This window comes from Roseovarius sp. 217 (genome assembly GCF_000152845.1).
Taxonomy (GTDB): Bacteria; Pseudomonadota; Alphaproteobacteria; order Rhodobacterales; family Rhodobacteraceae; genus Roseovarius.
This window is the reverse complement of record NZ_CH902584.1, coordinates 41,396-64,358: the sequence shown is the minus strand read 5'-3', so window position 1 is coordinate 64,358 and position 22,963 is coordinate 41,396. Positions and strand designations below refer to the sequence as shown.

Here is a 22,963-nt window from a genome sequence, read left to right as displayed (position 1 = left end):
GTGCCTTATCGCCAGAGACTTGCCTGAGAGGCCAGAGCGCCTTGCAGCTTGGCCAACAACCGGTTGGCTGGACCGGGACGGGGCAACGGCCCATGCGCGAGCCGATGGACCACCACCTCGACCGGGCAGGGCCGTCCCGTCTTTGGATCGAAATAGCGCGGATAGTCGATCAACGTGGCATGCACGAGACCAGTGAGCAATGGCCGCGCCCTGCGTCTTGCGGGGGTTTCGCCCAGATCGCGGGTCAGCCCCCATCCGGCATAAAAGGGCGCGCCGGTCGTGGTCACACGCACCCCGCGCAAGAGCGCCTCAAAACCCAACAAGGATGTCATGGTCCACACCTCTTGGACCCGTGGCAGGAGTTGGGCCGGATCGGTGTGGATGAGGACCATATCCGCCAGCTCGTAGAGCGCCTCCGGGGGCACGTCTCCGGGTCGCAGGCCAGCCTCGACATCGGGATGGGGTTTGTAGAGGATCACGGCCTTCGGATTGGCGAGGCGCACAGAGTGCAAAAGGCTGAGATTGGTAGTGATCGCACCGGCGCCAAGCCGGATCGAGGCGTCATCCTCAACCTGCCCCGGCACAAGAATTCGGTGGCCCTCTGGCAGATCGTGGGCAGGCTCTCCTTGGTTATACTTGCTCAGCCCATGCCGGGTCAGCGCGGCAATCAGCGCCTCTGCGCGCGCCTCTTGATCGGGACGCATACGCGCGCGCGCGTCAATCAGATGTTCCAGCCTGCTGTCGTGGGTCGGATCGTAGTAAATGCCCAGATCATCGCAGACGAGCGACAGAGGGGGAATGAGATCGGCCCCAAGGCCGCGCGACCGCAGAAATCCGTCCTCAATGCGGATCGCGTTCTCTGGGGTCTTGGTCGCGCTAGACGCCCAGACCATTGAGGGGCGCTCGGTCTGGGGCCGCTTGGGGAACGAGACCCGCCGGTATTGACCAAAGAACCGCTGCAAAGGCGCACGTTTCCACAGGCGCATTCCATAAGCTGCCCATCCGGCGTGATCCTCGCGCCATGCACGGGTCATCGCCTCGAAAGTCCCGATGGCTGTTGTCAGATCGCAGAGCCGGTCGTGATAGGGATCATACCATGTGGGATAGAGCAGCATTGCTCCGGCAAAGAGCTGCGCGCGTGTCAACTTGCGGCCTCGGCGCGTCAGGGGTAGGGGGTGGCGATCGTCGCTGAGACCCCATCCCGCGTAGAATGGCTTGCCGAAGACCTGAGGCCGGTGCCCCGCCAGGATAGCCTCGAACCCCATCTGAGAGGACACGCAATAGACCGCGACAGCCCCCTCGAGCAGCGCCCATGGGCTGACGGGAGCAGACAACAGGGTAATGCGCGCGGACTCGTCGGCACCTGTGAAATAGCCCGGCCGATGGCCCTGTGCCGTCTCCGGATGTGTCTTGATCACAATGCGCGCGCCGGGGTGATCCTCTTGTGCCCAATAGAGCATTTCACGAAAAGTATTGGCATCCGCCCCGCCGTGGATCACCGAGGCATCGCCGCGCGTCTGGTCGATGACCAGCACATAGCCCGGTTCGGGGCAGGGAGTGCGGGGATCGAACCCGGAGTATTTGCTCAGATGCGTCTCTTGCATTCGGGCCATGCCGCTGCGTGCCTGATTGAGCAGGGCTGTGTCGTCCAGCGGATGCGTGGCGAGCAGATGTTCAAGATCCGACGGGCGGCTGCTGTCGAAATAGATGCCGCGCCGGTCGATCACCAAGCCAAGCGGTGGATCCCCCGAGCGCCCCGGATGAAGTGAGCGCAGGAACGCATCCTCGATCCGCAAGAGACCCGCACCGGTCCGCTCGGCCATTGCCTCGCCACGCTTTGCAAAGGGGCTGCGGCCCCAGACGGCGATGAGATCCTCCGCGTCGGGCCGCCCGAGGGTCAGATTATAGCCCGCCAGTGCCAGAATACGGCGCACACGGCCTTGCCAAAGAAACCCGCCGTTGAAAAAGAAAACCCGCCGGGAGGCCTGCGCCTCGCCAGCGGGTTCACCGTCTAAGGGCTGCCTCAAAAGTCGCCCGAGAGCGTCGAGGACGCCGTTGAAATCGACCCAACCGCCCCAAGTGTGCCGGTCAGTGCGCCGATGACTTTCGACCATTGTGTGAACGGTGCCTCGGTCACATAGATGGTGTCATCGTCGCGAACGGCAAAATCGCGGGCCATGAACATGCCATTTGGCTTGGTCAGATCAAGGACGTAAATAAGGCGCTGCGCGCCTTGTAGATCGTTGCGACCCAAAACCTGATTTGCCACCTCTGCGGGTTCATTGCGTAGCACAAACACACCCGTCGGATCGGCGGCAGAGGTTGTCAGCCCGCCGACCTGCGCTATCGCTTCCAAGGCGCTCAGTGTCTGGGTCTCGAATGTCACGCGCGCCTGTGCGCCGGTGGCCCCAAGTGCGGTATAGGCGCGCGTATCGGCCTCGACCAGAATACGGTCGCCACCGCGCAGCGCGATGTCGAACTGCGGATGCTTGAAGAGATCCTGAAACCACACTTTGGAGCGCTGATCGCCCCGGATCACCGTGATCTGCGCCACTTCAGGTTCAATGGCGATCCCGCCCGCAGAGGCGATCATCGCCGAGAGCGTACGAGTGGGGGCCTCGATTGGATAGACGCCCTGGCCGCTTACCGCCCCGCTGATCGACACGGTCGAGCCGTTGCCCGCGAGGCGACGCACTTCGACCTGTGGGTCAGGGGTTTGTTGTTCGAGCTTTTCGGTAATGATGCGACGCACACCTTCGGGTGTATTGCCTGCGGCTTTGATCCGCCCGGCGTATGGCACGAAGATAAAGCCTGATCCGTCTACCTGCACCTCATCAAGAAGGGTCTGGTTTGTGGCCTCTCCTGCCAAGAGCCCATCATCGACATTTTCCCAGATGGTCAGTCCCAGAGTATCGCCGGAACTGATCATGTCGGATCCGAGGAGCCCCGCATTTCTGAATTCATCCGTGAACCCAAGGGCGGGTTGGACAGCAGTGGCGCGGGTCACGCGATCGTTCACCGTTACGACAAAGGCATCCCCCTCCTTCTGCACGGAGCCTGCGTAAAGTTCACGCTTGTTGGGACCTACACGAGGCAGGGCGCATCCGGCCAATATGGATGCAATGGCCAAAAGCGCGACAGACCGCGCCCATCGGGAATGTCGGGGTATCACTGCTCGGTCTCCTCGACCTGTTTTTGTTCTGCCTCGGGTCTTTTTTTCTTAAACTACCGAACATGTTTACGAAAATCCAGCATTTCTATCGGGATGGCTTACGGGATAAGGCGCAACTGTTGCCGAGGGGCCGCGGTGCCAGAGCGCAGCGCGTCATAGGGGTCTTCGGGTGAGAGCATCATGTCGACGGCCTGACGCAGCAATTGCCGCCGCCCGCTGGCGGAATAGAACCCGCCCGCGATCTGGCTGGTCTCGAGCAAAAAGCGGCGGTAATCGGTGTAGGCACGGCGATCCGGCCGCTCCGCCCCGGCAAAGAAATCGCGCAAGGGTTTGGTCGAGACAAACTGCGGCTTGGCATAGACCGCCTGCCCGAAGGTGCGCAGCGGAATGCCGCGCCAGAGCACCTGTTGCGCCGCCGTGGAATTGACCGTGACCGCAGATCTGGCCTCATCCAGCAACTTGGCCAGCTTGCCGCCGCGCAGGTAATGCACCCGGCCACGCAGGCCGTAGGTGTGGATCAGGCGGCGCAATTCACTGCGGATGGGGGCGCGACCATCCTCCAGCGGATGTGCCTTGATCACTAGATGATGATGCGGCGGCGCTCCCTTGGCGAAGCCGTCGATGACGGTTTCCAGAAACTCAGTCATCGTGGAAAACGGCGAATGCGCCTGAAACGAGGCGTCATGTTCCAGTTGCAAAAGGGCGATGTGATACGGAAAGCCGCCGGTGCGGACGCGCCATGTCGTCAGACGCCGCTCGATCGCCTGAACCGGCATCAGGACCAGACGTTTGAGATAGAGCTTAAATTCCTGTCCAACGGTCAGCGCGCGATGTGGGCGGAAATGCCGGTAGCGGCGGTTCAGGAAAAGGACAAAGCCGTGATAGAGCGCGCCGTAGAACACATGCTGGCGCATGTCGCCCCAACTGGCGGGGGGCAGGGCGGTGTCCATATCCGAGTTTTCCAGCGCCTGCCGCATCTCGGGCACGCTCATTTCCATCAGGCGGGAATTGCCATTGGTGCCACCGCGCTCATACGTCACCCAATAGGGGCGCATGTAGCCTTCCTCGAACACATGGACCCTGAGGCCGCGCGCACGGGCCATTTCGACCGCTTGCGCATGAATGGGCCGGGTATCGCCATAGAGCACCAGATCGGTGATGCGCTTGTCGTCGAGGATCTGGGTCAGGGTTGCGGGCCAAGTTTCGGCGTCGCTCAGAAACGGCAAATAGCTCGAGCGGTCACGCCAGAAGACTTGATCCCCGGCATTGAACCCCACGCGCCAGACATCCGCACCGGCCCGGCGCAGCATCTGCCCGAGTTTATAGAAAAAAGGTCCATGCGGTCCCTGAAGAAACAGGAACGCACGCTCCTCGCCGGTCAGACCTGTCATGCTGGGGTCTCTTGCCTTTGCGCTCAATCGTGCTTTGATACTGCAATAATCAGGCAAAAATAAGCCCCTTCCGCCGCGGTGTCTTGTCATGCGGACCCGGCGGCGCTAGGGCGGGGAGAGAGCAAGAGGAGAGCGGCCATGTTCACGGGTATCATCACCGATGTGGGGCGCATTCAAGCGGTCGAGCATCGTGGCGACCTGCGCGCGCGGATCGGCACCGGCTATGACACGGGCCGGATCGACATCGGCGCGTCCATTGCCTGCGACGGCGTTTGTTTGACGGTCGTAGCTCTTGGGTCTGATTGGTTTGACGTTGATATCTCTGCTGAAACCCTGTCCAAGACCAATCTGTCAGGCTGGGATGCAGGGCGCAGGGTCAATCTGGAACGCGCGTTAAGGGTAGGCGATGAATTGGGCGGGCATATCGTGTCGGGCCATGTCGATGGGCTGGCCGAGGTGGTGGGATTGCGCGACGAGGGCGACAGCACCCGCGTCATCCTGCGCGCGCCCGATGCACTTGCGCGGTTCATCGCGCCAAAGGGGTCGGTGGCGCTGAATGGCACCTCGCTTACAGTCAACGAGGTAGAGGGCCGCGATTTCGGGATCAACTTCATCCCGCATACCAAGGCTGTGACCACCTGGGGGGATGTGGCCTTGGGGGATATGATCAATCTCGAGATCGACACATTGGCCCGCTATGTGGCAAGGCTGGCCGAGGCAGGCTGACCGCTCTATCTCTCTTTTGGTACGGCAGCGCGGTAGAGATGCCAGGTCGCATGTCCAAGAACCGGCAGCACGATCACCAACCCGAGGAACGCAGGCAGCATGCCAATCGTCATGCTCACCGCGACGATCAGGCCCCATGTCGCAACGATGCGGGGATTGCGCCGCGCAACGGCAACAGAGGTCATCACCGCAACCGGAATGCCTGCGCGTCGGTCGATCAGCATCGGAAAAGACACCAGACTGATGACCAGAACCAGTGCGGCAAAGACGAAGCCCGTTCCCATCCCGAGCAGGATCATCTGCCAGCCGGCAGTCGTTGTCAGGACATCGCTCAGGAAACCGGTGACCGATAAGGGCGGAAGCGGTCCGAGCGTGATGTTGTAAATATAGGTCGCGGCAAACATCCAGATCGCGAAAATCCCCATCAGATAGAGCGCCAGAACCAGAACCGGCCCCAAGACATGGGCACGCAACGCATGCAGGGCCTCGGCCCAATTCGGGTCTTGTCCTGTTTCACGCTGTCGGCTCATCTCGTAGAGGCCCGCGGCGGCGACCGGACCAAGCAGGGTGAACCCTGCGGCCAATGGGAACAGCATCGGTAGTCGCGCCGAGTTGAAGGCCAAGAGCGCGAGCGTGATGCCGATCACCGGGTAAATGGCGATGAGGAAGAAAACGTCGCTGCGAAAGGCGGTGAAATCTGCGAGCCCCTTGCGAAGCGCGGTTCTCACGTCGTCCATGTCAAGCTGGCGCACTTCGGGCGGTGTGGTGATTTCACTGCCGAGCGCGTCGGCGGCGTCTGAGGCGCTACGACTTGCACTCGCTGTTGTCCCCGCCAACCACGTCAGCGGATTGCCGATGGTCTTGGTCATGATGGCCTCCCATTTATGGCGCGGAAGCCGAGAGTGGGGCGTCGCGCCGTCGCGTTGCCGTGCGCCATCCTACCACGTTTTACCCGCTCCGTCACATCACGATGGGGCGATGCCGCGCAGGTTTATTAGCCCTGCTGTCTGCGGGTTGGCACGCGGTTTTCGACCCAGCGGAACATCAGGGCGATCAGGCCCGCGATGATCATGTAGACGAGGGCCAGCAACAAAAGCGGCTCATAGACAATGAACGTGTCGGCGCGCACGCGGTTGGAGACTGAATAAATCTCGATCACGGTGATGGTTGCCACCAGCGGTGTTGCCTTGAGTTGCAGGATGGTCTCGCCGCCGAGCGTGGGCAGCACGTTGCGAATGGCCTGCGGGAGCCAGATGCGGCGGAATATCGTGAAGCGCGGCATGCCAAAGGCGCGCGCCGCCTCAAGCTGGCCCTTTTGCACGCTGGCAAAGCCGCCGCGCATCACCTCGCCCTCGTATCCCGCATAGGAGAGGGTGAGCGCCAGCACCGCATAGGGCCAGGCCTGCCGCAAATAGGGCCAAAGCTCAGAGCCGCGAATCCACGGGTATTGCGGGAAGAGAGAGCCTAGGCCGTAATAGAGCAGCCAGATTTGCAAGAGGAGCGGCGTGCCGCGAATGATGGTGCAGAAAATGCGCGCAGGGGCTGCCAGATACCAAGGCCCCGCCGCCTGTGCGAGACCAAGCGGCACCGCGAGCGTGAAACCCAGCACGACCGTCACCACCAAGATCCAGATCGTGCGCCACAGCCCCTCAAGCGCCAAAGGCAGGTATTGCGGCAGCCAGTCCCACCGCATGGACAGGGCGCACCAGAGCACGAACCCGGCGAAAAGCGCCATGAGAAACAGGCGGCGTGGGATCAGAAGCGCGCGCAAGTCACTCATTGTCCGCCCTCCCTAAGCGACGGCTGGCCGCGCCGCGCCCATTTCTCAATCCGGGCAAAGATCACGCCGGAAAACAGCGTGACGATCAGGTAAAGCGCGCCCGCCGCGAGGAAAAAGGTGAAATAGGCCCGCGTGCTGCCCGCTGCCTGCCGGGTTTCCAGTGTCAACTCGCTAAAGCCTACGATGGCCAAGAGGGCCGTGTCTTTGGTGGCGATCAACCAAAGATTGGCAAGCCCCGGCGTGGCAAAGCCCATCATTGCGGGGATTGTTACGCGTCGCAGCGTCATCAGCGGCGGCATGCCAAAGGCACGCGCGGCCTCAAGCTGTCCGGGTGGGATCGCCTGAATGGCCCCGCGCAACACCTCCGTGGCATAGGCACCCTGCACCACGCCCAAGACCCAGATGCCCGCAACAACTCCGCTGATTTCCACACGGCCATAACCCATGGCGATAGCCGCCTGATTGATCATATCCGATCCGACGTAATAGAGTATCAGGATCAGCACCAGTTCCGGCACGGCGCGAATGACGGTGGTATAAACCGCCAAAAGATCGCGCAAGAGCGGCCCGCCGTAGAGCTTGCCATAGGCGCCGCCCAGTCCGATCACGAGGCCAAAACCAAAGGCCCCAAGCGCGATCTGGAGCGAATTCGCCAGCCCGCGCAAGAGGTTGGCACCCCAGCCCGGAGGCTCGAGCGCGAGCAGGCTGGCGGCATCCGCCAGCCCCAATGTGTCAAGCAGCGCCTCCAAAGGGCTTAGTAGATGCTGGCTTTGAAGTAGCGCGCGGTGATCGCCTCATGGGTGCCGTCGGTCAGAATGGTGGCGATGCCCTTATTCAGCGCCTCGCGCAGCGCGTCGTGCCCCTTGCGCACGCCCGCGCCCACGCCAAGGCCCAGAATAGCCGGATCATCGGCGACATTGCCCTTGATCTCGCAGCAGGCCCCCGCCTCGGTGGCAACGAAATCGGCCATGGCGATGCTGTCGGCCTGCGTGGCGTCGATCCGGCCAGAGACCAGATCCTGATTGGCCTCGTCCTGCGTCTGATAGATGCGGATTTCGGCGGCGTCCTTGAAATATTCCTGCGCATAGGCCTGATGGATGGTCGAGGCCTGCACGCCGAGGATCTTGCCGTTCAGGCTCTCGGGGCTGGCGTCCATTTCAATCGCCTTTCCAGCCACGACCACGGTCGGCGTGTTGTAGTAAGCGTCTGAAAAGTCAATGGTTTTCATCCGTTCCTCGGTGATCGACATCGAGGCCATGATGGCATCGATCTGCCCGCCCGTGAGCGAGGGGATGATCCCGTCCCAAGCCACCGGGGTGATCACGCAATTGAGGTCGGCTGCCTTGCACACGGCGTCGATCACCTCGACCTCCCAGCCGACCCAGGTTCCAGAGGAATCGAGCGAGGCAAAGGGCGGATAGGGTTCGGCGGCGATGCCGATCTTGACCTCTTGCGCGGCAAGCCCGGTGCCGAGGGCTGCCAATGTGGCGGCGGCGAGGATGGTTTTCAGTGTCATGTTAGTCTCCCTTGTTGGTTCTGGTTGATCTGCCCCGCCTTATCCGACGGTTTGCAGAAATTGCTTGAGGCGGGCCGATTGTGGCGCGCCAAAGACGCGCTCGGGGGGGCCTTCTTCCTCGATCCGCCCTTGATAGAGATAGACCACATGATTGGCCACCTCACGGGCGAATTTCATCTCATGCGTGACGATCAGCATGGTGCGCCCCTCGGCGGCAAGATCGCGGATCACGCTCAGCACCTCGCCCACAAGCTCGGGGTCAAGGGCGCTGGTGGGTTCGTCAAAGAGCATCACGGCGGGATCGACGGCGAGGGCCCGCGCAATGGCCGCGCGCTGTTGCTGGCCACCGGACAGAAAGGCGGGAAAAGTATCGGCCTTGTCGCCAAGGCCTACACGGTCAAGCAGCGCACGCGCCCGCTCAATCGCTTGATTTTTCGGGGTTTTCAGGACATGCATTGGCACCTCGATCACGTTTTCCAAGAGGGTGCGATGGGTCCAGAGGTTGAAGGCCTGAAATACCATGCCAAGCCGGGTGCGGATGCGTTCGATCTGGCGGCGGTCGGCGGGGCTTCCGTCTGCGCGCATGGCGATTTCCTCGCCATTGACCACGATCCGGCCAGAGCTGGGCGTTTCGAGAAAGTTGATACAGCGCAGCATGGTCGATTTCCCCGACCCGGACCCGCCGATGATCGCCACCACATCGCCCTTTTGTGCGGTGAGCGACACGCCCTTGAGCACTTCGAGCGGCCCGAATGACTTGTGCAGGTTTTCGACAAGGATCGCGGGCGACACCGGGTCGGGCGCGTCGGACGGTCGGGGCGCTGCGGTCAAGGGCATGTCTCCGGCAGGGTCACTTTCGGCTTGTAGTAAGGCGGAAGAGTTGTAATTATGCAAGCGTATAATTGAGCCTGCGCAGGTTGGAGGCGCTCATGACCGGAGAACGCCGCAAATTCAGGCGCGAAGGGGCCGACAGCCGGCGTCAGGCGTTGGTGCTGGCAACGCTTGATCTGATCGCCGAACAGGGCGTGCGCGGGGCCACGGTGCGCGCCATCGCGGAGCGGGCGGATGTGACCCAAGGCCTTATACGGCATTACTTTTCCACCAAGGATGAGCTGGTGCAGGAGGCCTATCTGGCGCATATGGCGGGCCTGACAGAGCAGACCTTTGCCGGGGTTGTAGAGCGGGAAGCGGCCCTCGGACGGCTGGCGGCGCTGGTGGTGGCCTCGGTGACGCCGCCGGTGGTTGATGCGGCCTCGGTCGGGCTCTGGGCCGGGTTTCTCAACCATGTGCGGCAGGATGCGCGGATGCGCGCGGTGCATGCGCAGACCTATCACGATTTTCGTGACCGGCTGGAGCGGTTGATCGTGGCGGCGCTGGAGGAAGCGGGGCGCGCGCCGGATGCGGGGCAGGCGCGGCGGCTGGCGATTGCCTGCAACGCGGTGATTGATGGGCTCTGGCTCGAGGGTGGCGCGCTGCCCGAAGCGTTTGGGCCGGACGAACTGACAGGGATTGCCCTCACGGCGGTGGGGGCGATTTTGCAACTGGATTTGGAAGAGGCGGCGAAGACATGAGATTTTCCTCTATAAATGAACGACTTGCTGGGCTTGGCGGGGCCAAGTGGAAGGTTCATGCGCGGGCCAAGGAGATGGCGCGCGCAGGTCGCGACGTGATCCGCTTGACCATCGGAGAGCCGGATGTGCCGACGCCGGAGCACCTCAAGGACGCGGCCTATGCTGCGATGAAGGCGGGGCGCACGGGCTATTCGGACGGGCGCGGCGAGCCGGGGTTGCGGGCGGCTCTGGCGGAAAAATACAGCAAAAACAGAGGCCGTGCGTTTCATCCCGATCAGGTGATGTGTTTTCCGGGCACACAAACAGCACTTTTCGCCGTGATGATGGCGGTGGCGGAGGCGGGCGCGGAGGTGCTGGTCGGCGATCCGATGTATGCCACCTATGAAGGGGTGATCCGCGCCACGGGGGCGACGATGGTGCCGGTTCCACTGCGGCCTGAGAATGGCTTTCGGATGGCGGCGGCGGATATAGCACCCCTGATAACCCCTAGAACACGCGCGATTTTATTGACCACGCCGCATAATCCCACGGGGGCGATTCTGACCCGCGCGGATATTGCCGCCTTGGGGCAGTTGGCGATTGAGCATGACCTCTGGATCATTTCGGATGAGGTCTATGAGGATCTGGTGTTCGAGGGATCCGAGTTTGTCTCGCCCCTGTCCGAGCCGGGTTTGGCGGAGCGGGTGGTGGCGGTGTCGTCGATCTCCAAGAGCCACGCCGCGCCGGGATTTCGCAGTGGCTGGTGTGTCGGGTCGTTGGAGTTTTCGGCCAATCTTTTGGCGTTGTCCGAGACAATGCTCTTTGGAAATCAACCGTTTATCGCGGATATGACGGAACAGGCGGTGCGCGAGGGTTCGGATGTGGCAGCAGGTATGCGGCAGAGGTTCGCGGCGCGGGCCGATCTTTTGGCCACGCGGTTGGAGCGGGAGACGGCGTTGGTTGCGCATCGGCCCGAAGCGGGAATGTTCGCCATGGTGGATATTGCCGCGACGGGGATGGACGGCGAGAGCTATGCCTCTGATCTTTTGGAGAAAACCGGCGTAGCAGTGATGCCCGGCGCGTCCTTTGGCAAGACGCTGGAGACATGGGTGCGCTTGGCGCTGACGGTGGACGACGCGCCCTTTGCCCAAGCGATCGACCGGATCGTGGCCCATGCCAATGCACGGCGTGTCAAGATCGCCTGAAATCAAACATAATCAGAGGGTTAGATGATGAATTCCAGCTACGAATTCCGCCGGGCGATCACCCGCAAGCCGGGCAAGAGCATTGTGGGCGGATTGCGGGCCGAGGATATCGGCACGCCGGATCTCACGCGGATGCTGGAGGCGCATGCCGCCTATGTCGCGACCCTGCGCAGCACCGGGGCGGAGGTGGTGGAATTGCGCGCGCTCGAGGACTATCCCGACGCAGTTTTTGTAGAAGATACAATGCTTTGCCTGCCGGAGTTGGCCATCACCATGCGCCCCGGAGCGCCAACGCGGATGGGCGAAGTGGCCGAGATGCGCCCGGCGATTGCGGGGTTTTATGGGGACAGGATCGCAGAAATCACCGCGCCGGGGACCATTGAGGGGGGCGATATTCTGGTGACGGGGCGTGAGATTCTGGTGGGGCTGTCAGCCCGGACCAATCGTGAAGGAGTGGCCCAACTCTCTGATATTGTTAGTGAATATGGATATACTCTGAGGTTGGTTGAGACCCCTGCGGGGGTTTTGCATTTCAAGACCGATTGCGGCCTCTTGGCCCCCGAGACGATCCTGAGCACGCGCAGACTATCGGCGTCGGGCTGCTTTGAAGGCTACGAGGTGCTGCTTGTTCCTGACGGCGAGGAGGCCGCAAGTAATTGTATTCGCTTCAATAATCTGGTGATCATGGCCGCCGGTTTTCCGCGCACGGCAGAGATGCTGGCGGGGCATGGCTATGAGGTCGTGGAGATCGACAATATCGAATGTGCCAAGCTGGATGGCGGGATGTCTTGTCTTTCGCTGCGATTCTGAATGTACATGACGTACGTTTTGTACGCGCGTTGTGGACGCAATTCAGATGCGCCCAATCGGGCGTGAGATCAGGAGAAGATCATGCGGATCGAATGGGCGCGGGAGGCCGATCTTGGCATCCCTTACTGGTGGTCGGCGCTGAGTGCGCCCGAGGCGGGGGAGGACCTGCCCGACACCTGTGACGTGCTGGTGATCGGGGCGGGCTATGCCGGGTTGTCGGCGGCGCTGGCGGCGCATGATGGCGGCGCGCGGGTCGTTGTGGTCGATGCTGCGGAGCCGGGGCATGGGGCGTCCACCCGCAACGGCGGCATGTTCGGGGCGCATCCGCGTCTGGGCTGGGCCGAGTTGGAGGCGAAGTTCGGGGCCGGGGTGGCGGATGCGCTCTTTGCCGAGGCGAAGCCGGCGCTCGACTGGGCCAAGGATCTGATCGCGCGCGAGGGGATCGAGTGCGATTTCCAGAACACCGGGCGGGTGCAACTGGCCTATACGCCCGCGCATTTCGCCAATCAGCGGCGGATGGCACAGGTCGTTACCGAGAAATCAGAAGTGAACGTGCGGATCATTGAGCGCGCTGATCTGGAGCAGGAGATCACGACCGAGAAATATCACGGCGGGCTGTTGTTCTCGGAGCATGGTGCGATTCACCCGGCCAAGTTCCATCAGGGCCTGTTGCGGGCGGTGCGGGCGCGCGGCGTGCCGGTGGTGTCCCATGCGGCGGTGACCGCGCGCGAGGCCGAGGGTGCAGGATACCGGGTGCAGACCGCCAAGGGCGTGATCCGCGCGGCCAAGGTGGTTTTGACCACGAACGGCTACACGCGCCGCCCGTTTCGCTGGCATATGGCGCGGGTGTTCCCGCTGCCGTCTTATATCATCGCGACCGAGGACTTGCCGTCGAACCTGATCGGCCATATCGCGCCGGGGCGGCGGATGATGGTCGAGACGCGGGCGCGGCACAGCTATTTCCGCATTTCGCCGGATGGCCGCCGTGTGCTCTTTGGCGGGCGCGCCTCGATGGCGGAGATGGGGCCGGAGGCGGCTGCGGCGCAGCTCTATAAGGTCATGGTGGGAATCTGGCCTGATCTGGCGGGCGTCAAGCTCAGCCATTCGTGGCAGGGCTTCACCGGCTATAGCTTTTCGCATATGCCGCATGTGGGGCAGGATGAGGGCGTGCATTACGCGATGGGCTTTTCGGGGTCAGGGACGGTGATGGCGCCCTGGTTGGGATCGAAAGCCGCCTATCAGGCGATTGGCGATGCCCGGGGGGCCACGGCCTATAGCGCCACGCCGCTCAGCCGGAGCTGGCTGCATCCGGGCGAGCGGCCACATTTCCTGCGGGCCGCGAATCTCTGGTATCGGCAGGTGGTGGACCGGGTTGAGGACTGGCAGGCGCGGGCCGGTCGCTAGGGCGGCTGAGACAGGCTTTGCCTGTTTTGCGAGCGTTGTGGGCGGCTGGAAGGCAGGAGTGTGTCGGCCCTGCATCATATGCAACAGATTCGTGACATTCACTAATCGGTGTTTTGACTGTGAACCGTTCGTGAGCGTCATGGTGATTATCAGCCGGTCGCGAATTTTCGCGACGGCACGTATCAGAATATTTCTGGAGGGACTTCCTTGAAACACCTACTCACGAGCACCAGCGCGATCGCCCTCGGCGTCGTCATGGTCGCCCCCGCATCGGCCCAGGAATGGGATATGAAATGGGGCGGCTATTTCTCGAGCCATGTGGCCTATGCCACGGTCGATACGAACACAGCCGCGCATCTTGGCGCTGATTTCGACGGCGTTGATGTCTACAGCGAAACCGAAATCGAATTCACCCCCTCGGTGACGCTCGACAACGGCATGACCTTTGGCGTCAACGTGCAGATGGAAGGCACCAACAACGGTGGCGGCGCGACCGGCATCGACGAAACCTACATGACGATTTCGAGCGACGCATTCGGCAAGATCGACCTCGGCAACGAGAACTCGGCTGGTTACAAGATGATGGTGTCGGCGCCGCAGATCGACGGCAGCATCTGGATCAACTCGCCATCGATCTCGGGCTTCATTCCGATTTCGGTCAGCGCCGGTGGCAACCTGCCGTGGAACTTTCGTCAGTCGGCCATCTCGGCCTACACCGAGGTTCTGGGCAACAACGACGTGGCGCGGATCAGCTACTATACCCCGTCCTTCAACGGTCTGACGCTGGGTATCTCCTATGCGGCTTCGGATAACATTGTCGGCACCGGTGCCAACGCAGGCAACAACTTTGGTGTGAACCGCAACGCGGGCGTGACGGACATCTTTGACGTCGCAGTGGCCTATAGCGGGTCATTCGGCGGTTTCGATCTGGATGCCGCGGCGCGCTGGGGCACTGCCGAGAACAACACCGGCCTTGCAGGCACCGATGATCCCGAGACTTGGGGTGTCGGTGCAACCGTCGGCTTCAACGGCTTTGCCTTTGGTGGCTCCTACTCGGAGAATGACAACGGCGGGCTTTTGCCGGATGAAGAGGGCTGGGCGCTGGGCGTCACCTATGACCTGGCCGGTCCCTGGAAATTCGGGATCGACACCTATCAGGGTGAATACAGCGGCACCGGTGCGGCCTCTGGCGACAAGGCCGAATTCGAAGCCTATCAGATCATCGGCAGCCGTGAACTTGGCGAGGGCGTGAGCTGGGCGATCTATGCCGTCTATGCCGAAGGCTCTGTCAACGGCAACGCCGGCGGCACCTTTGCACCGGGCACAGCCAACACCGAGGTTGAAGGCACTCTGATCGGCACGTCGATCAACCTGACCTTCTAAATCCGGATCTGGATTGACTGAGGCGCGCGGGGGTCATTCCCCGCGCGTTTTGCATGTCTGGCGCTTGTCCTATCGCGCAGCCCTGCGATGATGCGTTACGTCAGGCATCAAAAGGAGCAGGTGATGAGCATTTTCGACGAGGATCTCTTTCTCAGGGGGCTGGAGCAGCGCAAATCGACGCTGGGGGCGGAGTATGTAGAGCGCAGTCTGGAGGCGGCGGATGACTTTACCCGTCCGTTTCAAGAGGCGATGACCGCCTGGTGCTGGGGGTTTGGCTGGGGTGACGAGGTGATTCCCCCCAAGACCCGCAGCATGATGAATCTGGCCATGCTGGGCGCGCTGGGCAAAATGCACGAGTGGGAATTGCATTGTCGGGGCGCGATCAACAACGGAGTCACGCCCGAGGAAATCCGTGCAATCATTCATGTTGTGGGAATTTACTGCGGGGTGCCGCAGGCGCTTGAATGTTTCCGGGCCGCAAAAAAAGTCCTGAGTGAGGACCAGGGATGAGCGAAGCCCCTTGTTTGAAAGGGCGCTGGAACTGTGGTGTGGTTTCTGCGTCACAATCCGGGCGGGATGCGGCAAGAGCAGGGGGGTTGCGTTGACAGTTTGGGGGCGAATGGCGCATTTCATAGCACAAGCCGTTTCCAATGACTGGTGCGGCGGATCTGATTAACCTGCTTCTGAGGAGGGACACCCTTGAAAAAGCAACTTCTGAGCACCAGCGCGATTGCTCTTGGCGTAGCATTCGCCGCACCTGCATCGGCACAAGAATGGAACATGAAATGGGGCGGGTTCTACAACTCGCACGTTGGTTATGTAACTGTTGACTCCGATACCCCTGCCCATGCTGGCGCAGACTTCGACGGCGTTGACGTGTATGCGAACACCGAAATCCACTTCAAGCCCTCGGTTACTCTGGACAACGGCCTGACCTTCGGCGTCGACATCCAGATGGAAGGCACCAACAACGGTGGCGGCGCGACCGGCATCGACGAAACCTACCTCTCGATCTCGGGCGACGCGCTCGGAAAGATCGACCTCGGCAACGAGAACTCGGCTGGTTACAAGATGACTGTGGCTGCGCCGCAGGTCAAAGGCGGCATCGGCATCAACTCTCCGTCGATCTCGGGCTTTGTTCCGATCTCGAACGGCGCTGGCGGCAACCTGCCGTGGCTGTTCCGTGACTCGGGCATTTCGTCCTATGCTGAAGTTCTGGCAAACAACGACGTTCCGCGCATCACCTACTACACGCCTTCCTTCAACGGTCTGACCCTCGGCGTGTCCTACGCTGCTGCGTCGAACGTTGCAGGTACCGGTGCAAACGCTGGTAACAACTTTGGTGTGAACCGTAATGCCGGCGTGACCGACATTTTCGACATCGGTATCGCATACAGCCAGTCGTTCAGCGGCGTTGACCTTGATCTGTCGGCTCGTTGGGGTACTGCAGAATCCAACGTTGCTGGCACCAGTGATCCCGAAGTTTGGGGCGTTGGCGCAAGCGTTGGCTTCAGCGGCTTTGTCATCGGCGGTGGTTACAGCGAGAACGACAACGGTGGCATCCGTGCATTCGACTCCGAAGGCTGGAGCCTTGGTGTGACCTATGACATCGCTGGCCCGTGGTCGGTTGGTTTCGACACCTACCAGGGTGAGTACAATGGCGTTGGCGCCGGTTCCGGCGACGCTGCCGAATACGAAGCCTACCAGCTGGTCGGCAGCCGTTCGCTCGGCGCTGGCGTGACCTGGGCCGTGTACGCAGCCTATGTTGAAGGTACTGTGAACGCAGATGCCGGCGGCACCTTTGGTAACGCCAACACCACGACCGAAGGTACCCTCATCGGCACCTCGATCAACCTGTCGTTCTAATCGACCGGTAACAAGACAAGGGGCGGGGGGTGACTTTTCCCCCCGCCTTTTCTATGTGTGCCGCATATGTGAGCAAACTGCGGAGGCCGACGGGGCATGAAGCGAAGCATCATTTGGCTGGCCTCTTATCCGAAGTCCGGGAATACGTGGACGCGGCTGTTCCTCGCCAATTATCTTATGAACGCGCAAGAGCCGGTGCCGATCAATCAGGCGCACCGCTTTGCTGTGGGCGACGCCGTCGTCAAGATGTACAACCGGGTTGCCGGGCGCGAGATTGATCCGCAGGATCTGGCGCTGTGTTTGCGTCTGCGTGATCCGGTCCTGCGCGCCATCGTCGCCAACAATGCCGATGTCAATTTCGTCAAAACGCATAACGCGCGGGTGGCTCCGGAGAAGATCGACCTGATCCCCGACCGCTACACACGCTCTGCGATTTATATCATCCGCAATCCGCTGGATATGGTCCTGTCCTATGCGCGCCATTACGGCATCACGCAGGAGGACGCGGCCCAGAAGATTTGCCATCCCGACAATGGCAATCTGCCGACAGAGACATCCGTGGCGCAATACCTCAGTTCGTGGGAGTTGCATGTCAAGAGTTGGATGGCCTATGCCCCGTGGAAGCGCCTGCTTGTGCGCTACGAGGATCTGTTGGACGATCCCGAGACGCAGTTCGCCAAGGTGCTGGATCTGGTGGGCGTGCCGGTGGACAAGGAGCGCCTGCAACGGGCGATCCGGTTCTCCAGCTTTGACGAGTTGTCGCGGCAGGAAGACGAACAGGGGTTCATCGAGCGGCCCGAACAGAGCGCGAAATTCTTTGGCAAGGGGCAGAAGGATCAGTGGAAAACCGATCTCGACCCCGCGCTGGCGGAGATGATCCGCACCAAGATGGGGCAGACGATGAAGCGATACGGGTATCTGGAATGAGTGATTTGCGGCGGATCATCTGGCTGGCGAGCTATCCCAAATCGGGCAATACATGGATGCGCAGCCTCTTGGCGCAGTATTTCATGCCCGCAGGTAAAGCGCCGGATATCAACAACTTGAGACAGTTCACGACTGGCGACACGCGGCAGGATTTCTTTGACGCGGCCAATGGCGGACCGTTTCGAGGGCAGGGGGTAGAAGACTGGATGCGGGTGCGGGGCCGCGCGCTGCGCCTGATTGCGGGCTCAAAACCGGACCATCATTTCGTCAAGACCCATTGCCAGACGGTGCGGATTTTCGATCAGGATGTGATCCCGCCCGAACTGACCGCCGCCGCGATCTATATCATCCGCAACCCGTTCGATCTGGCCCCGTCCTTTGCCCGGCATCAGAATTGCGATCTGGATCTGGCGATTGAACGGATGTGCAACGCCGACACGATCACCGGCACGCCGAATGGCATCATCGACCTGCTTGGCCGTTGGGACGATCATATCCGCGTCTGGACCAATGCGCCGGGCTTGCCGATCCATGTGGTGCGCTACGAGGATATGCTGCACAATCCCGGCAAGGCGATGCGCGGCCTGCTGGAGAAATTCCTTAGGGTCAAGGTGGACGGTCCCAAGCTGGCGCGCGCCATCAAGGCCACGAGTTTCGAGGCGATGAAGCGGCAGGAAGAGACGCTGGGATTCGCGGAAAAGCCCAAGGGCATGACCGCGTTCTTTGCCAAAGGGCAGGCCGGGGTCTGGCGCGAGGATTTGACGCCGGCGCAGGTGGCGCGATTGCACGAAGCGTTTTTGCCGACGCTGGAGCGGTGGTATCCTGAGATGCTCAAGGAAATTGCTGCTGTTGCCGCGCGGGCCTGAAGCCGCATAGCTGGCAATCGCGGGCCGTGTCGCTATGTTGAAGCACGAATATCAACCGCCTGACGGGAGGCTCTGAGATGATGCGCAAGAGTTTGATCTTTGGAGCTGTGGCGCTGGCCGGGTGCACGGCGGTGGGTCCGCAGATGGTGGCGCGGCTGGGCGCTGATCCGGTGGTCTCTGGGGGCCATTACGATTCCGGTGGTGGGCTGAGTGTGGCGGCGGATCTGCGAGAGCATCAGGGCCGCGTGCTGGTCTGCGGTGTCTGGGCGCAGAGCCATCAGCAATCGGTGCTGACCAAGGGCAAGGCCGTCGATGTCATGGGCTCGGGCGCGGTCTATCTGGGAAATCATGCGCTGGTGCGTGGGCTGGTGTTCATGCGCGAGGTGCCGCCCGCGCTTGATTACGCAGGGCAAGAAGCGGGCTGCGTGCTGACCGAGCGGGTCTGGCAGGCGGCCTATGCCAAGGCCGCGCCGGTGATCCGTCTGCCGCGCCAAGTGGTGCACGTCGAAGGGGATGTTGGGCATTTTGTCGTGACGTTCACGCAGACCGGACCGGGTGCCGGGGCACCGAAGCCCGCAACAGAGGGCTAAAATCACACTGAATCGCCTCCTTTGCCGGGAAAGAAATTGACAGAAGACGGTTATCCCATACGGTTGCCGGAGTATGTTCCACGGTTTGCCCAAGAGGTTACGATGCGTAATTCCACGAAATCCATCATCTCAGCTCTGACGCTTGCGGGACTGGCCGCGCCGGCCATGGCGCAGAGTGCCAAGGTCTATGCCTATGAGTCCCAAGCCAATTATTGCCCTGCCGGATTGCAGCCGGTAACGATCAGCGGCGTGATCTGTTGCGGTCAACCCAATCAGACGCAGAGCTATCAACAGGCGCTGCGCCATCCTGTGACCAAGGTCCGGCATCAAACCTATAGCGCCACGTCGCATCTCAATTGCCCAGAAGGGGCGAAGGGCTGTTACTGAGGCCTGAAAGGCCTGTTGCAGAAAAAGTTACCAAACAGGGCGGGCCTCGGCGCGCCCTGTTTTGTTTTCTTGACCGTTCTGGCTGCATCGGGTTTGGGACCGCTGGCACGGCACCCCACCGGACTGCAAAAGGATGTCACATGCGTTAAAGCAGCCGCAGATCAGATGCCATTTGCCGCCCGTCGCGCCCTTCCTGAAGCTCGAAACCGACCTTTTGATTGTCTGCGAGCCCTGTCAGCCCCGAACGTTCGACCGCAGAGATATGCACAAACACATCCTTGCCGCCGCCATCAGGGGCGATGAATCCATAACCTTTGGTGGTGTTAAACCATTTCACGGTGCCGGTTGGCATTCCGCTTCTCCTTTTGCGTCGCTTCCCCGGGAATATGCCGGGCCATGTGACTCCGGACCCTCAGGGACCGGCCAAGCGTTGCAAAGGCGGAATCTGAATGCCCATCGTTACGAGGACGATGATTGCATCGCCATTGTAAAAATCAAGCAAAACTCCATAACGGGCGGGGTTTTGACCGATAATGACGCAAAAATGAAGGACTGTGCGATGATCCTCTACGGATTGAAAACCTGTGATACCTGCCGCAAGGCATTGAAAGCGCTTGAAAACGTGACGTTTCACGATGTCCGGGCGCAAGGCTTGCCCAAGGATGTGGCAGAGGCGGCGCTGGCGCAGTTTGGGGATGCGCTGGTGAATCGTCAGTCAACGACGTGGCGGGGGCTGAGCGAAGACGAGCGGGCGCGCGATACTCTCACAGTCTTGGCCGAGTATCCGGCGTTGATGAAACGCCCGTTGATTGACGATGACGGCACGCTCTATCTGGGCTGGAGCAAGGAGACACAGAAGGCGCTCCTTGGTTAAGGCGGCGTGACCGCCTATATCGGGGCGAGGTTAAGGAGGCAGGTGAATGCGCAGTGCGGCAATGGTGTTGGGGGTAATCGGCGGCTGTCTGGCGGTGCTGGTCGGGTTTTTCAGCTATGGCTATACCGAGGTGATCAACCGGGTCGGCGAGGTGGACGGATTGTTCTATCAGGTGCATGATCCGGCGCTGATCCGCACCGCGAGCTTTCTGGCGCCACTTTTGGCGATTGCCGGGGGGGCGATGGCCAAGATGCGTGCGCTATGGGGTGGGCTGTTGCTGCTCGTGTCGGCGGGGCTGATGTATTACGCCTTTGGCTTCAATGTCTTTACCATGTTCCCGCTGGGCTTTACCGGCTTGGCCGGGATTCTGGCCATCGCGGCGGGCAAACCGGATGAGCCAAAGGCGCATTTCTGAGCGCGTCTGCTCTCAGAGTGCGGGCAAGCGGTACATGCCGGAGCTGGAAAAGGCGATGGAACTGCCGTCCGCGATGTCCTCTTCAAAGCATTGGGCGATGATGCGCAGAGCGGTTTGACGGCCCTTGAGAACCAGCGCGCGGCGCGAGGGCAGCGACGGTGTCAGGCCGGGGCTGAGCAGGGTTTGCGACCAGATGAGCGGATGCAATTCCTGCAAATGGTTCTCCAGAAGCCAATCCAGACAGTCGTGAATGCGGCGGCGCGCGGCCTCTTGTGGGGCTGAGACGCGCTGTTTGCCGGTCTTGGGGGCCATGACGATGCCGCAAAAGGCCGAAAGCTGGTTGATCACATGCTGATCGCGACGCCGCGCCACGATGTCGCGCAGCCCGTCCACAAAGAAATCCGCGTCCAAGCGGGCCATCGCATCGGGATCAAGCGCCAGAGCGTCAAGATAGACCCACGCATAGGCCCCAGCGCCCCAAATCTCGCCGGTGCGTGAGGCCGTGCGCCGCGCTTCGAGATCGAGCATCTCGTAACTGCCATAGCGCGCGGGCAAGAGCGCCTCGCCAAGGGCGCGCATGTGGCGCGGGCTGTCGGGATCAAGGTCGATCAGACGCTCGTAATCGTCCGCCACGCGCATCCGGGGCTGTCGCCGCGCCGCCAGAAGCGCGCATTGCGCGGCGGCCAGGGAGGGCGCATCGAGATCAACCCCGTCGAAGGGCGCAAGCATATCTTCGGCGCGTTTGAAATGTTCGAGAAAGCGCAATTCATGCGCCGCGCGGGTGCGGTCGGTCGCGGTGGCGCGCCACGCCCAGCCGATGTCGATATGCGCCAGCGCCACGATCAGGGCACAGGGGTAGCTGTCGGAACAGTCTGACTGCATTTCTTCGAGCGCGTCGATGCCGAAGGGGTCCGGTTCTGCCCCGTCATGCAGCGCGTCCTCGGCGGCGGACACCACATCGGCGCGCGCGCCCACGGCCAGAAGCGTTGTCGCGTTCTCGCCGCCGGGGGTGCGCAGGCGCGCGGCATCGGTATATTCGATCACCTGCGCCAGTTCCGGCCACATTTCTTGGCGGGCGAGCTTTTGCCCCCGGTCCTGATGCATGGCGCGGGCCATTTCCTCATCCGTCACGGGCAGGGAGGGAAGCAGGATTCGTTTGGACAGCCTGTCGAGGTCTGTGTCGGGCTTGCGCCGCAAAAGTCCCAAGAGATCGGGCCAGCGTCCTGCTGCCTGTGACCGCCGCTTGCGCTGGGTGGGCTCGCTTGGTTCTGGCTTGGCAATTGGTTCAAACGGCATGATGACTCCGGTTCGCATGTTATCCCTGAATCTGCCTTTGGATTTCGACCAAATAAGGGCAATGCTTGGGTGAAGGCGGGGAATATGAGGGAGCGGCATGGGGACATTGCCATGTCATCCGCTTTACGCCAAAATTGCCGGATGAAGAGAATTATGACGATTGTTTTCATTGTGTTTTTCTCTCTTCCGAGCGTCGCTCAGGAGGGAGTTTCCGGGTTTGTTCCGCTCGCTCCGCCTGTCCGCGATGGCAATATTCCGCGCACGCGCTGGGAGCATCGCAGCGACGCGCCGCTCTTGACGCGCAGCGCGCTCTCGGCGCTGAAGGCGCATGGCGCCCCGTTGGTGCGGACTGTGCCGCGTGATATTGCCAGTTGGTGCCCCGCCTATGCCACGGGCGGCGAGACCCGCCGCCGCGCCTTTTGGGTGGGCTTTCTGTCAACGCTCGCCAAGTATGAAAGCACCTATAATCCCAAAGCTGTCGGAGGCGGTGGGCGGTGGCACGGGCTGTTGCAGATCCTGCCCGCGACGGCGCGGGGCTATAAATGCCGGGCGGGCAGTGGCGAGGCATTACGCAACGGGCCAGACAACCTAAGCTGTGCGATCCGGATCATGGCGCATACGGTGCTGCGCGACGGTGTCGTCTCTGAGGGGCGGCGCGGGGTGGCGGCCGATTGGGGACCGCTGAGCAATGTGAAGATGCGTGAGGATATGCAGCGCTGGACGCGGGCGCAGACCTATTGCAAGCCGCTGTCTTCGGTACGGCCAAGAGCGCGGCCGGTAAGGGTGGCGCAGGTCGAGGACTAGG

The 22,963-nt window shown here is 61.6% G+C and carries 25 protein-coding genes; 15 read left to right on the top strand and 10 right to left on the bottom strand.

Features of this window, described 5'->3' with window-relative positions:
- Window positions 1–5: 5 nt before the first annotated feature.
- The 3 genes from ROS217_RS00330 to ROS217_RS00320 all read right to left on the bottom strand — a co-directional run bounded on the left by ROS217_RS00330 (window position 6) and on the right by ROS217_RS00320 (window position 4,563).
- Complete coding sequence (locus tag ROS217_RS00330) at window positions 6–2,027, bottom strand: capsular polysaccharide biosynthesis protein (RefSeq protein WP_009815630.1); 2,022 nt, start codon at window positions 2,025–2,027, stop codon at window positions 6–8.
- Window positions 2,024–3,124, bottom strand: coding sequence for a polysaccharide biosynthesis/export family protein (locus tag ROS217_RS00325; RefSeq protein ID WP_045682195.1), 1,101 nt, complete (start codon window positions 3,122–3,124; stop codon window positions 2,024–2,026). The genes ROS217_RS00330 and ROS217_RS00325 overlap by 4 nt, the downstream gene beginning before the upstream one ends.
- 146 nt (window positions 3,125–3,270) lie before the next feature.
- Window positions 3,271–4,563: a capsule biosynthesis protein gene (locus ROS217_RS00320; protein WP_009815628.1), complete on the bottom strand. Its 1,293-nt coding sequence runs from the start codon at window positions 4,561–4,563 to the stop codon at window positions 3,271–3,273.
- A gap of 138 nt (window positions 4,564–4,701) precedes the next feature.
- Here ROS217_RS00320 and ROS217_RS00315 point away from each other — a divergent pair, with 138 nt between their 5' ends.
- Entirely contained in the window at window positions 4,702–5,289 is a 588-nt protein-coding gene (locus ROS217_RS00315) for a riboflavin synthase (RefSeq protein WP_009815627.1), read from the top strand.
- Window positions 5,290–5,294: 5 nt separating this feature from the next.
- On the opposite strand, the gene ROS217_RS00310 is transcribed toward ROS217_RS00315, so the two are convergent.
- The 5 genes from ROS217_RS00310 to ROS217_RS00290 form a co-directional block, all read right to left on the bottom strand.
- Window positions 5,295–6,158 carry a DUF2189 domain-containing protein gene (locus ROS217_RS00310; protein ID WP_009815626.1) on the bottom strand — a complete coding sequence of 288 codons (864 nt, stop codon included), beginning with the start codon at window positions 6,156–6,158 and terminating at the stop codon, window positions 5,295–5,297.
- Between the two features lie 125 nt (window positions 6,159–6,283).
- Complete coding sequence (locus ROS217_RS00305) at window positions 6,284–7,069, bottom strand: ABC transporter permease (protein WP_009815625.1); 786 nt, start codon at window positions 7,067–7,069, stop codon at window positions 6,284–6,286.
- Entirely contained in the window at window positions 7,066–7,818 is a 753-nt protein-coding gene (locus tag ROS217_RS00300) for an ABC transporter permease (protein ID WP_009815624.1), read from the bottom strand. Before ROS217_RS00300 ends, ROS217_RS00305 begins: the two co-directional genes overlap by 4 nt.
- A gap of 5 nt (window positions 7,819–7,823) precedes the next feature.
- Window positions 7,824–8,585: a transporter substrate-binding domain-containing protein gene (locus ROS217_RS00295; protein WP_009815623.1), complete on the bottom strand. Its 762-nt coding sequence runs from the start codon at window positions 8,583–8,585 to the stop codon at window positions 7,824–7,826.
- Between the two features lie 39 nt (window positions 8,586–8,624).
- On the bottom strand, window positions 8,625–9,422 hold the full coding sequence (locus ROS217_RS00290; RefSeq protein ID WP_009815622.1) for an ABC transporter ATP-binding protein: 798 nt from the start codon (window positions 9,420–9,422) through the stop codon (window positions 8,625–8,627).
- 92 nt (window positions 9,423–9,514) lie between these two features.
- Here ROS217_RS00290 and ROS217_RS00285 point away from each other — a divergent pair, with 92 nt between their 5' ends.
- From ROS217_RS00285 to ROS217_RS00235, 11 genes are all read left to right on the top strand, one after another.
- Window positions 9,515–10,156, top strand: coding sequence for a TetR/AcrR family transcriptional regulator (locus tag ROS217_RS00285; protein ID WP_040650250.1), 642 nt, complete (start codon window positions 9,515–9,517; stop codon window positions 10,154–10,156).
- Window positions 10,153–11,340 carry a pyridoxal phosphate-dependent aminotransferase gene (locus tag ROS217_RS00280; protein ID WP_009815620.1) on the top strand — a complete coding sequence of 396 codons (1,188 nt, stop codon included), beginning with the start codon at window positions 10,153–10,155 and terminating at the stop codon, window positions 11,338–11,340. Before ROS217_RS00285 ends, ROS217_RS00280 begins: the two co-directional genes overlap by 4 nt.
- Window positions 11,341–11,364: 24 nt before the next feature.
- Window positions 11,365–12,150 carry a dimethylarginine dimethylaminohydrolase family protein gene (locus ROS217_RS00275; RefSeq protein WP_009815619.1) on the top strand — a complete coding sequence of 262 codons (786 nt, stop codon included), beginning with the start codon at window positions 11,365–11,367 and terminating at the stop codon, window positions 12,148–12,150.
- Window positions 12,151–12,231: 81 nt separating this feature from the next.
- Window positions 12,232–13,554 carry an NAD(P)/FAD-dependent oxidoreductase gene (locus ROS217_RS00270; RefSeq protein WP_009815618.1) on the top strand — a complete coding sequence of 441 codons (1,323 nt, stop codon included), beginning with the start codon at window positions 12,232–12,234 and terminating at the stop codon, window positions 13,552–13,554.
- A 207-nt stretch (window positions 13,555–13,761) separates the two neighbouring features.
- Window positions 13,762–14,937 carry a porin gene (locus ROS217_RS00265; RefSeq protein ID WP_009815617.1) on the top strand — a complete coding sequence of 392 codons (1,176 nt, stop codon included), beginning with the start codon at window positions 13,762–13,764 and terminating at the stop codon, window positions 14,935–14,937.
- A 123-nt stretch (window positions 14,938–15,060) separates the two neighbouring features.
- Entirely contained in the window at window positions 15,061–15,447 is a 387-nt protein-coding gene (locus tag ROS217_RS00260; protein WP_040650812.1) for a carboxymuconolactone decarboxylase family protein, read from the top strand.
- Between the two features lie 189 nt (window positions 15,448–15,636).
- Window positions 15,637–16,803, top strand: a complete 1,167-nt coding sequence (locus ROS217_RS00255; RefSeq protein ID WP_083781482.1) for a porin — start codon at window positions 15,637–15,639, stop codon at window positions 16,801–16,803.
- 96 nt (window positions 16,804–16,899) lie between these two features.
- A complete protein-coding gene (locus ROS217_RS00250) occupies window positions 16,900–17,730 on the top strand; it encodes a sulfotransferase domain-containing protein (RefSeq protein WP_009815614.1) in 831 nt (276 codons plus the stop codon).
- Entirely contained in the window at window positions 17,727–18,596 is an 870-nt protein-coding gene (locus tag ROS217_RS00245; protein WP_009815613.1) for a sulfotransferase domain-containing protein, read from the top strand. Before ROS217_RS00250 ends, ROS217_RS00245 begins: the two co-directional genes overlap by 4 nt.
- 77 nt (window positions 18,597–18,673) lie before the next feature.
- On the top strand, window positions 18,674–19,186 hold the full coding sequence (locus ROS217_RS00240) for a hypothetical protein (protein WP_009815612.1): 513 nt from the start codon (window positions 18,674–18,676) through the stop codon (window positions 19,184–19,186).
- A 102-nt stretch (window positions 19,187–19,288) separates the two neighbouring features.
- On the top strand, window positions 19,289–19,573 hold the full coding sequence (locus tag ROS217_RS00235) for a hypothetical protein (protein ID WP_009815611.1): 285 nt from the start codon (window positions 19,289–19,291) through the stop codon (window positions 19,571–19,573).
- A 145-nt stretch (window positions 19,574–19,718) separates the two neighbouring features.
- Here the strand turns inward: ROS217_RS00235 and ROS217_RS00230 are convergent, their stop codons facing one another.
- On the bottom strand, window positions 19,719–19,925 hold the full coding sequence (locus tag ROS217_RS00230; RefSeq protein WP_008280689.1) for a cold-shock protein: 207 nt from the start codon (window positions 19,923–19,925) through the stop codon (window positions 19,719–19,721).
- Between the two features lie 207 nt (window positions 19,926–20,132).
- Here ROS217_RS00230 and ROS217_RS00225 point away from each other — a divergent pair, with 207 nt between their 5' ends.
- On the top strand, window positions 20,133–20,447 hold the full coding sequence (locus ROS217_RS00225; protein WP_040650810.1) for an arsenate reductase family protein: 315 nt from the start codon (window positions 20,133–20,135) through the stop codon (window positions 20,445–20,447).
- Window positions 20,448–20,493: 46 nt separating this feature from the next.
- Window positions 20,494–20,862, top strand: coding sequence for a hypothetical protein (locus ROS217_RS00220; protein ID WP_009815608.1), 369 nt, complete (start codon window positions 20,494–20,496; stop codon window positions 20,860–20,862).
- Window positions 20,863–20,874: 12 nt separating this feature from the next.
- Here the strand turns inward: ROS217_RS00220 and ROS217_RS00215 are convergent, their stop codons facing one another.
- Window positions 20,875–22,158, bottom strand: coding sequence for a hypothetical protein (locus ROS217_RS00215; RefSeq protein WP_157046499.1), 1,284 nt, complete (start codon window positions 22,156–22,158; stop codon window positions 20,875–20,877).
- A 153-nt stretch (window positions 22,159–22,311) separates the two neighbouring features.
- On the opposite strand from ROS217_RS00215, the gene ROS217_RS00210 reads away from it, so the two are divergent.
- Window positions 22,312–22,962, top strand: coding sequence for a transglycosylase SLT domain-containing protein (locus ROS217_RS00210; RefSeq protein ID WP_009815606.1), 651 nt, complete (start codon window positions 22,312–22,314; stop codon window positions 22,960–22,962).
- Window position 22,963: the final 1 nt, after the last annotated feature.

Bases quoted from the DNA above. Each gene is read 5' to 3' on its own strand.
- ROS217_RS00320 (WP_009815628.1), bottom strand. From the start codon at position 4,563: ATGACAGGTCTGACCGGCGAGGAGCGTGCGTTCCTGTTTCTTCAGGGA.
- ROS217_RS00315 (WP_009815627.1), top strand. From the start codon at position 4,702: ATGTTCACGGGTATCATCACCGATGTGGGGCGCATTCAAGCGGTCGAG.
- ROS217_RS00310 (WP_009815626.1), bottom strand. From the start codon at position 6,158: ATGACCAAGACCATCGGCAATCCGCTGACGTGGTTGGCGGGGACAACA.
- ROS217_RS00305 (WP_009815625.1), bottom strand. From the start codon at position 7,069: ATGAGTGACTTGCGCGCGCTTCTGATCCCACGCCGCCTGTTTCTCATG.
- ROS217_RS00295 (WP_009815623.1), bottom strand. From the start codon at position 8,585: ATGACACTGAAAACCATCCTCGCCGCCGCCACATTGGCAGCCCTCGGC.
- ROS217_RS00290 (WP_009815622.1), bottom strand. From the start codon at position 9,422: ATGCCCTTGACCGCAGCGCCCCGACCGTCCGACGCGCCCGACCCGGTG.
- ROS217_RS00285 (WP_040650250.1), top strand. From the start codon at position 9,515: ATGACCGGAGAACGCCGCAAATTCAGGCGCGAAGGGGCCGACAGCCGG.
- ROS217_RS00280 (WP_009815620.1), top strand. From the start codon at position 10,153: ATGAGATTTTCCTCTATAAATGAACGACTTGCTGGGCTTGGCGGGGCC.
- ROS217_RS00275 (WP_009815619.1), top strand. From the start codon at position 11,365: ATGATGAATTCCAGCTACGAATTCCGCCGGGCGATCACCCGCAAGCCG.
- ROS217_RS00270 (WP_009815618.1), top strand. From the start codon at position 12,232: ATGCGGATCGAATGGGCGCGGGAGGCCGATCTTGGCATCCCTTACTGG.
- ROS217_RS00260 (WP_040650812.1), top strand. From the start codon at position 15,061: ATGAGCATTTTCGACGAGGATCTCTTTCTCAGGGGGCTGGAGCAGCGC.
- ROS217_RS00250 (WP_009815614.1), top strand. From the start codon at position 16,900: ATGAAGCGAAGCATCATTTGGCTGGCCTCTTATCCGAAGTCCGGGAAT.
- ROS217_RS00245 (WP_009815613.1), top strand. From the start codon at position 17,727: ATGAGTGATTTGCGGCGGATCATCTGGCTGGCGAGCTATCCCAAATCG.
- ROS217_RS00240 (WP_009815612.1), top strand. From the start codon at position 18,674: ATGATGCGCAAGAGTTTGATCTTTGGAGCTGTGGCGCTGGCCGGGTGC.
- ROS217_RS00235 (WP_009815611.1), top strand. From the start codon at position 19,289: ATGCGTAATTCCACGAAATCCATCATCTCAGCTCTGACGCTTGCGGGA.
- ROS217_RS00230 (WP_008280689.1), bottom strand. From the start codon at position 19,925: ATGCCAACCGGCACCGTGAAATGGTTTAACACCACCAAAGGTTATGGA.
- ROS217_RS00225 (WP_040650810.1), top strand. From the start codon at position 20,133: ATGATCCTCTACGGATTGAAAACCTGTGATACCTGCCGCAAGGCATTG.
- ROS217_RS00220 (WP_009815608.1), top strand. From the start codon at position 20,494: ATGCGCAGTGCGGCAATGGTGTTGGGGGTAATCGGCGGCTGTCTGGCG.
- ROS217_RS00215 (WP_157046499.1), bottom strand. From the start codon at position 22,158: ATGCCGTTTGAACCAATTGCCAAGCCAGAACCAAGCGAGCCCACCCAG.
- ROS217_RS00210 (WP_009815606.1), top strand. From the start codon at position 22,312: ATGACGATTGTTTTCATTGTGTTTTTCTCTCTTCCGAGCGTCGCTCAG.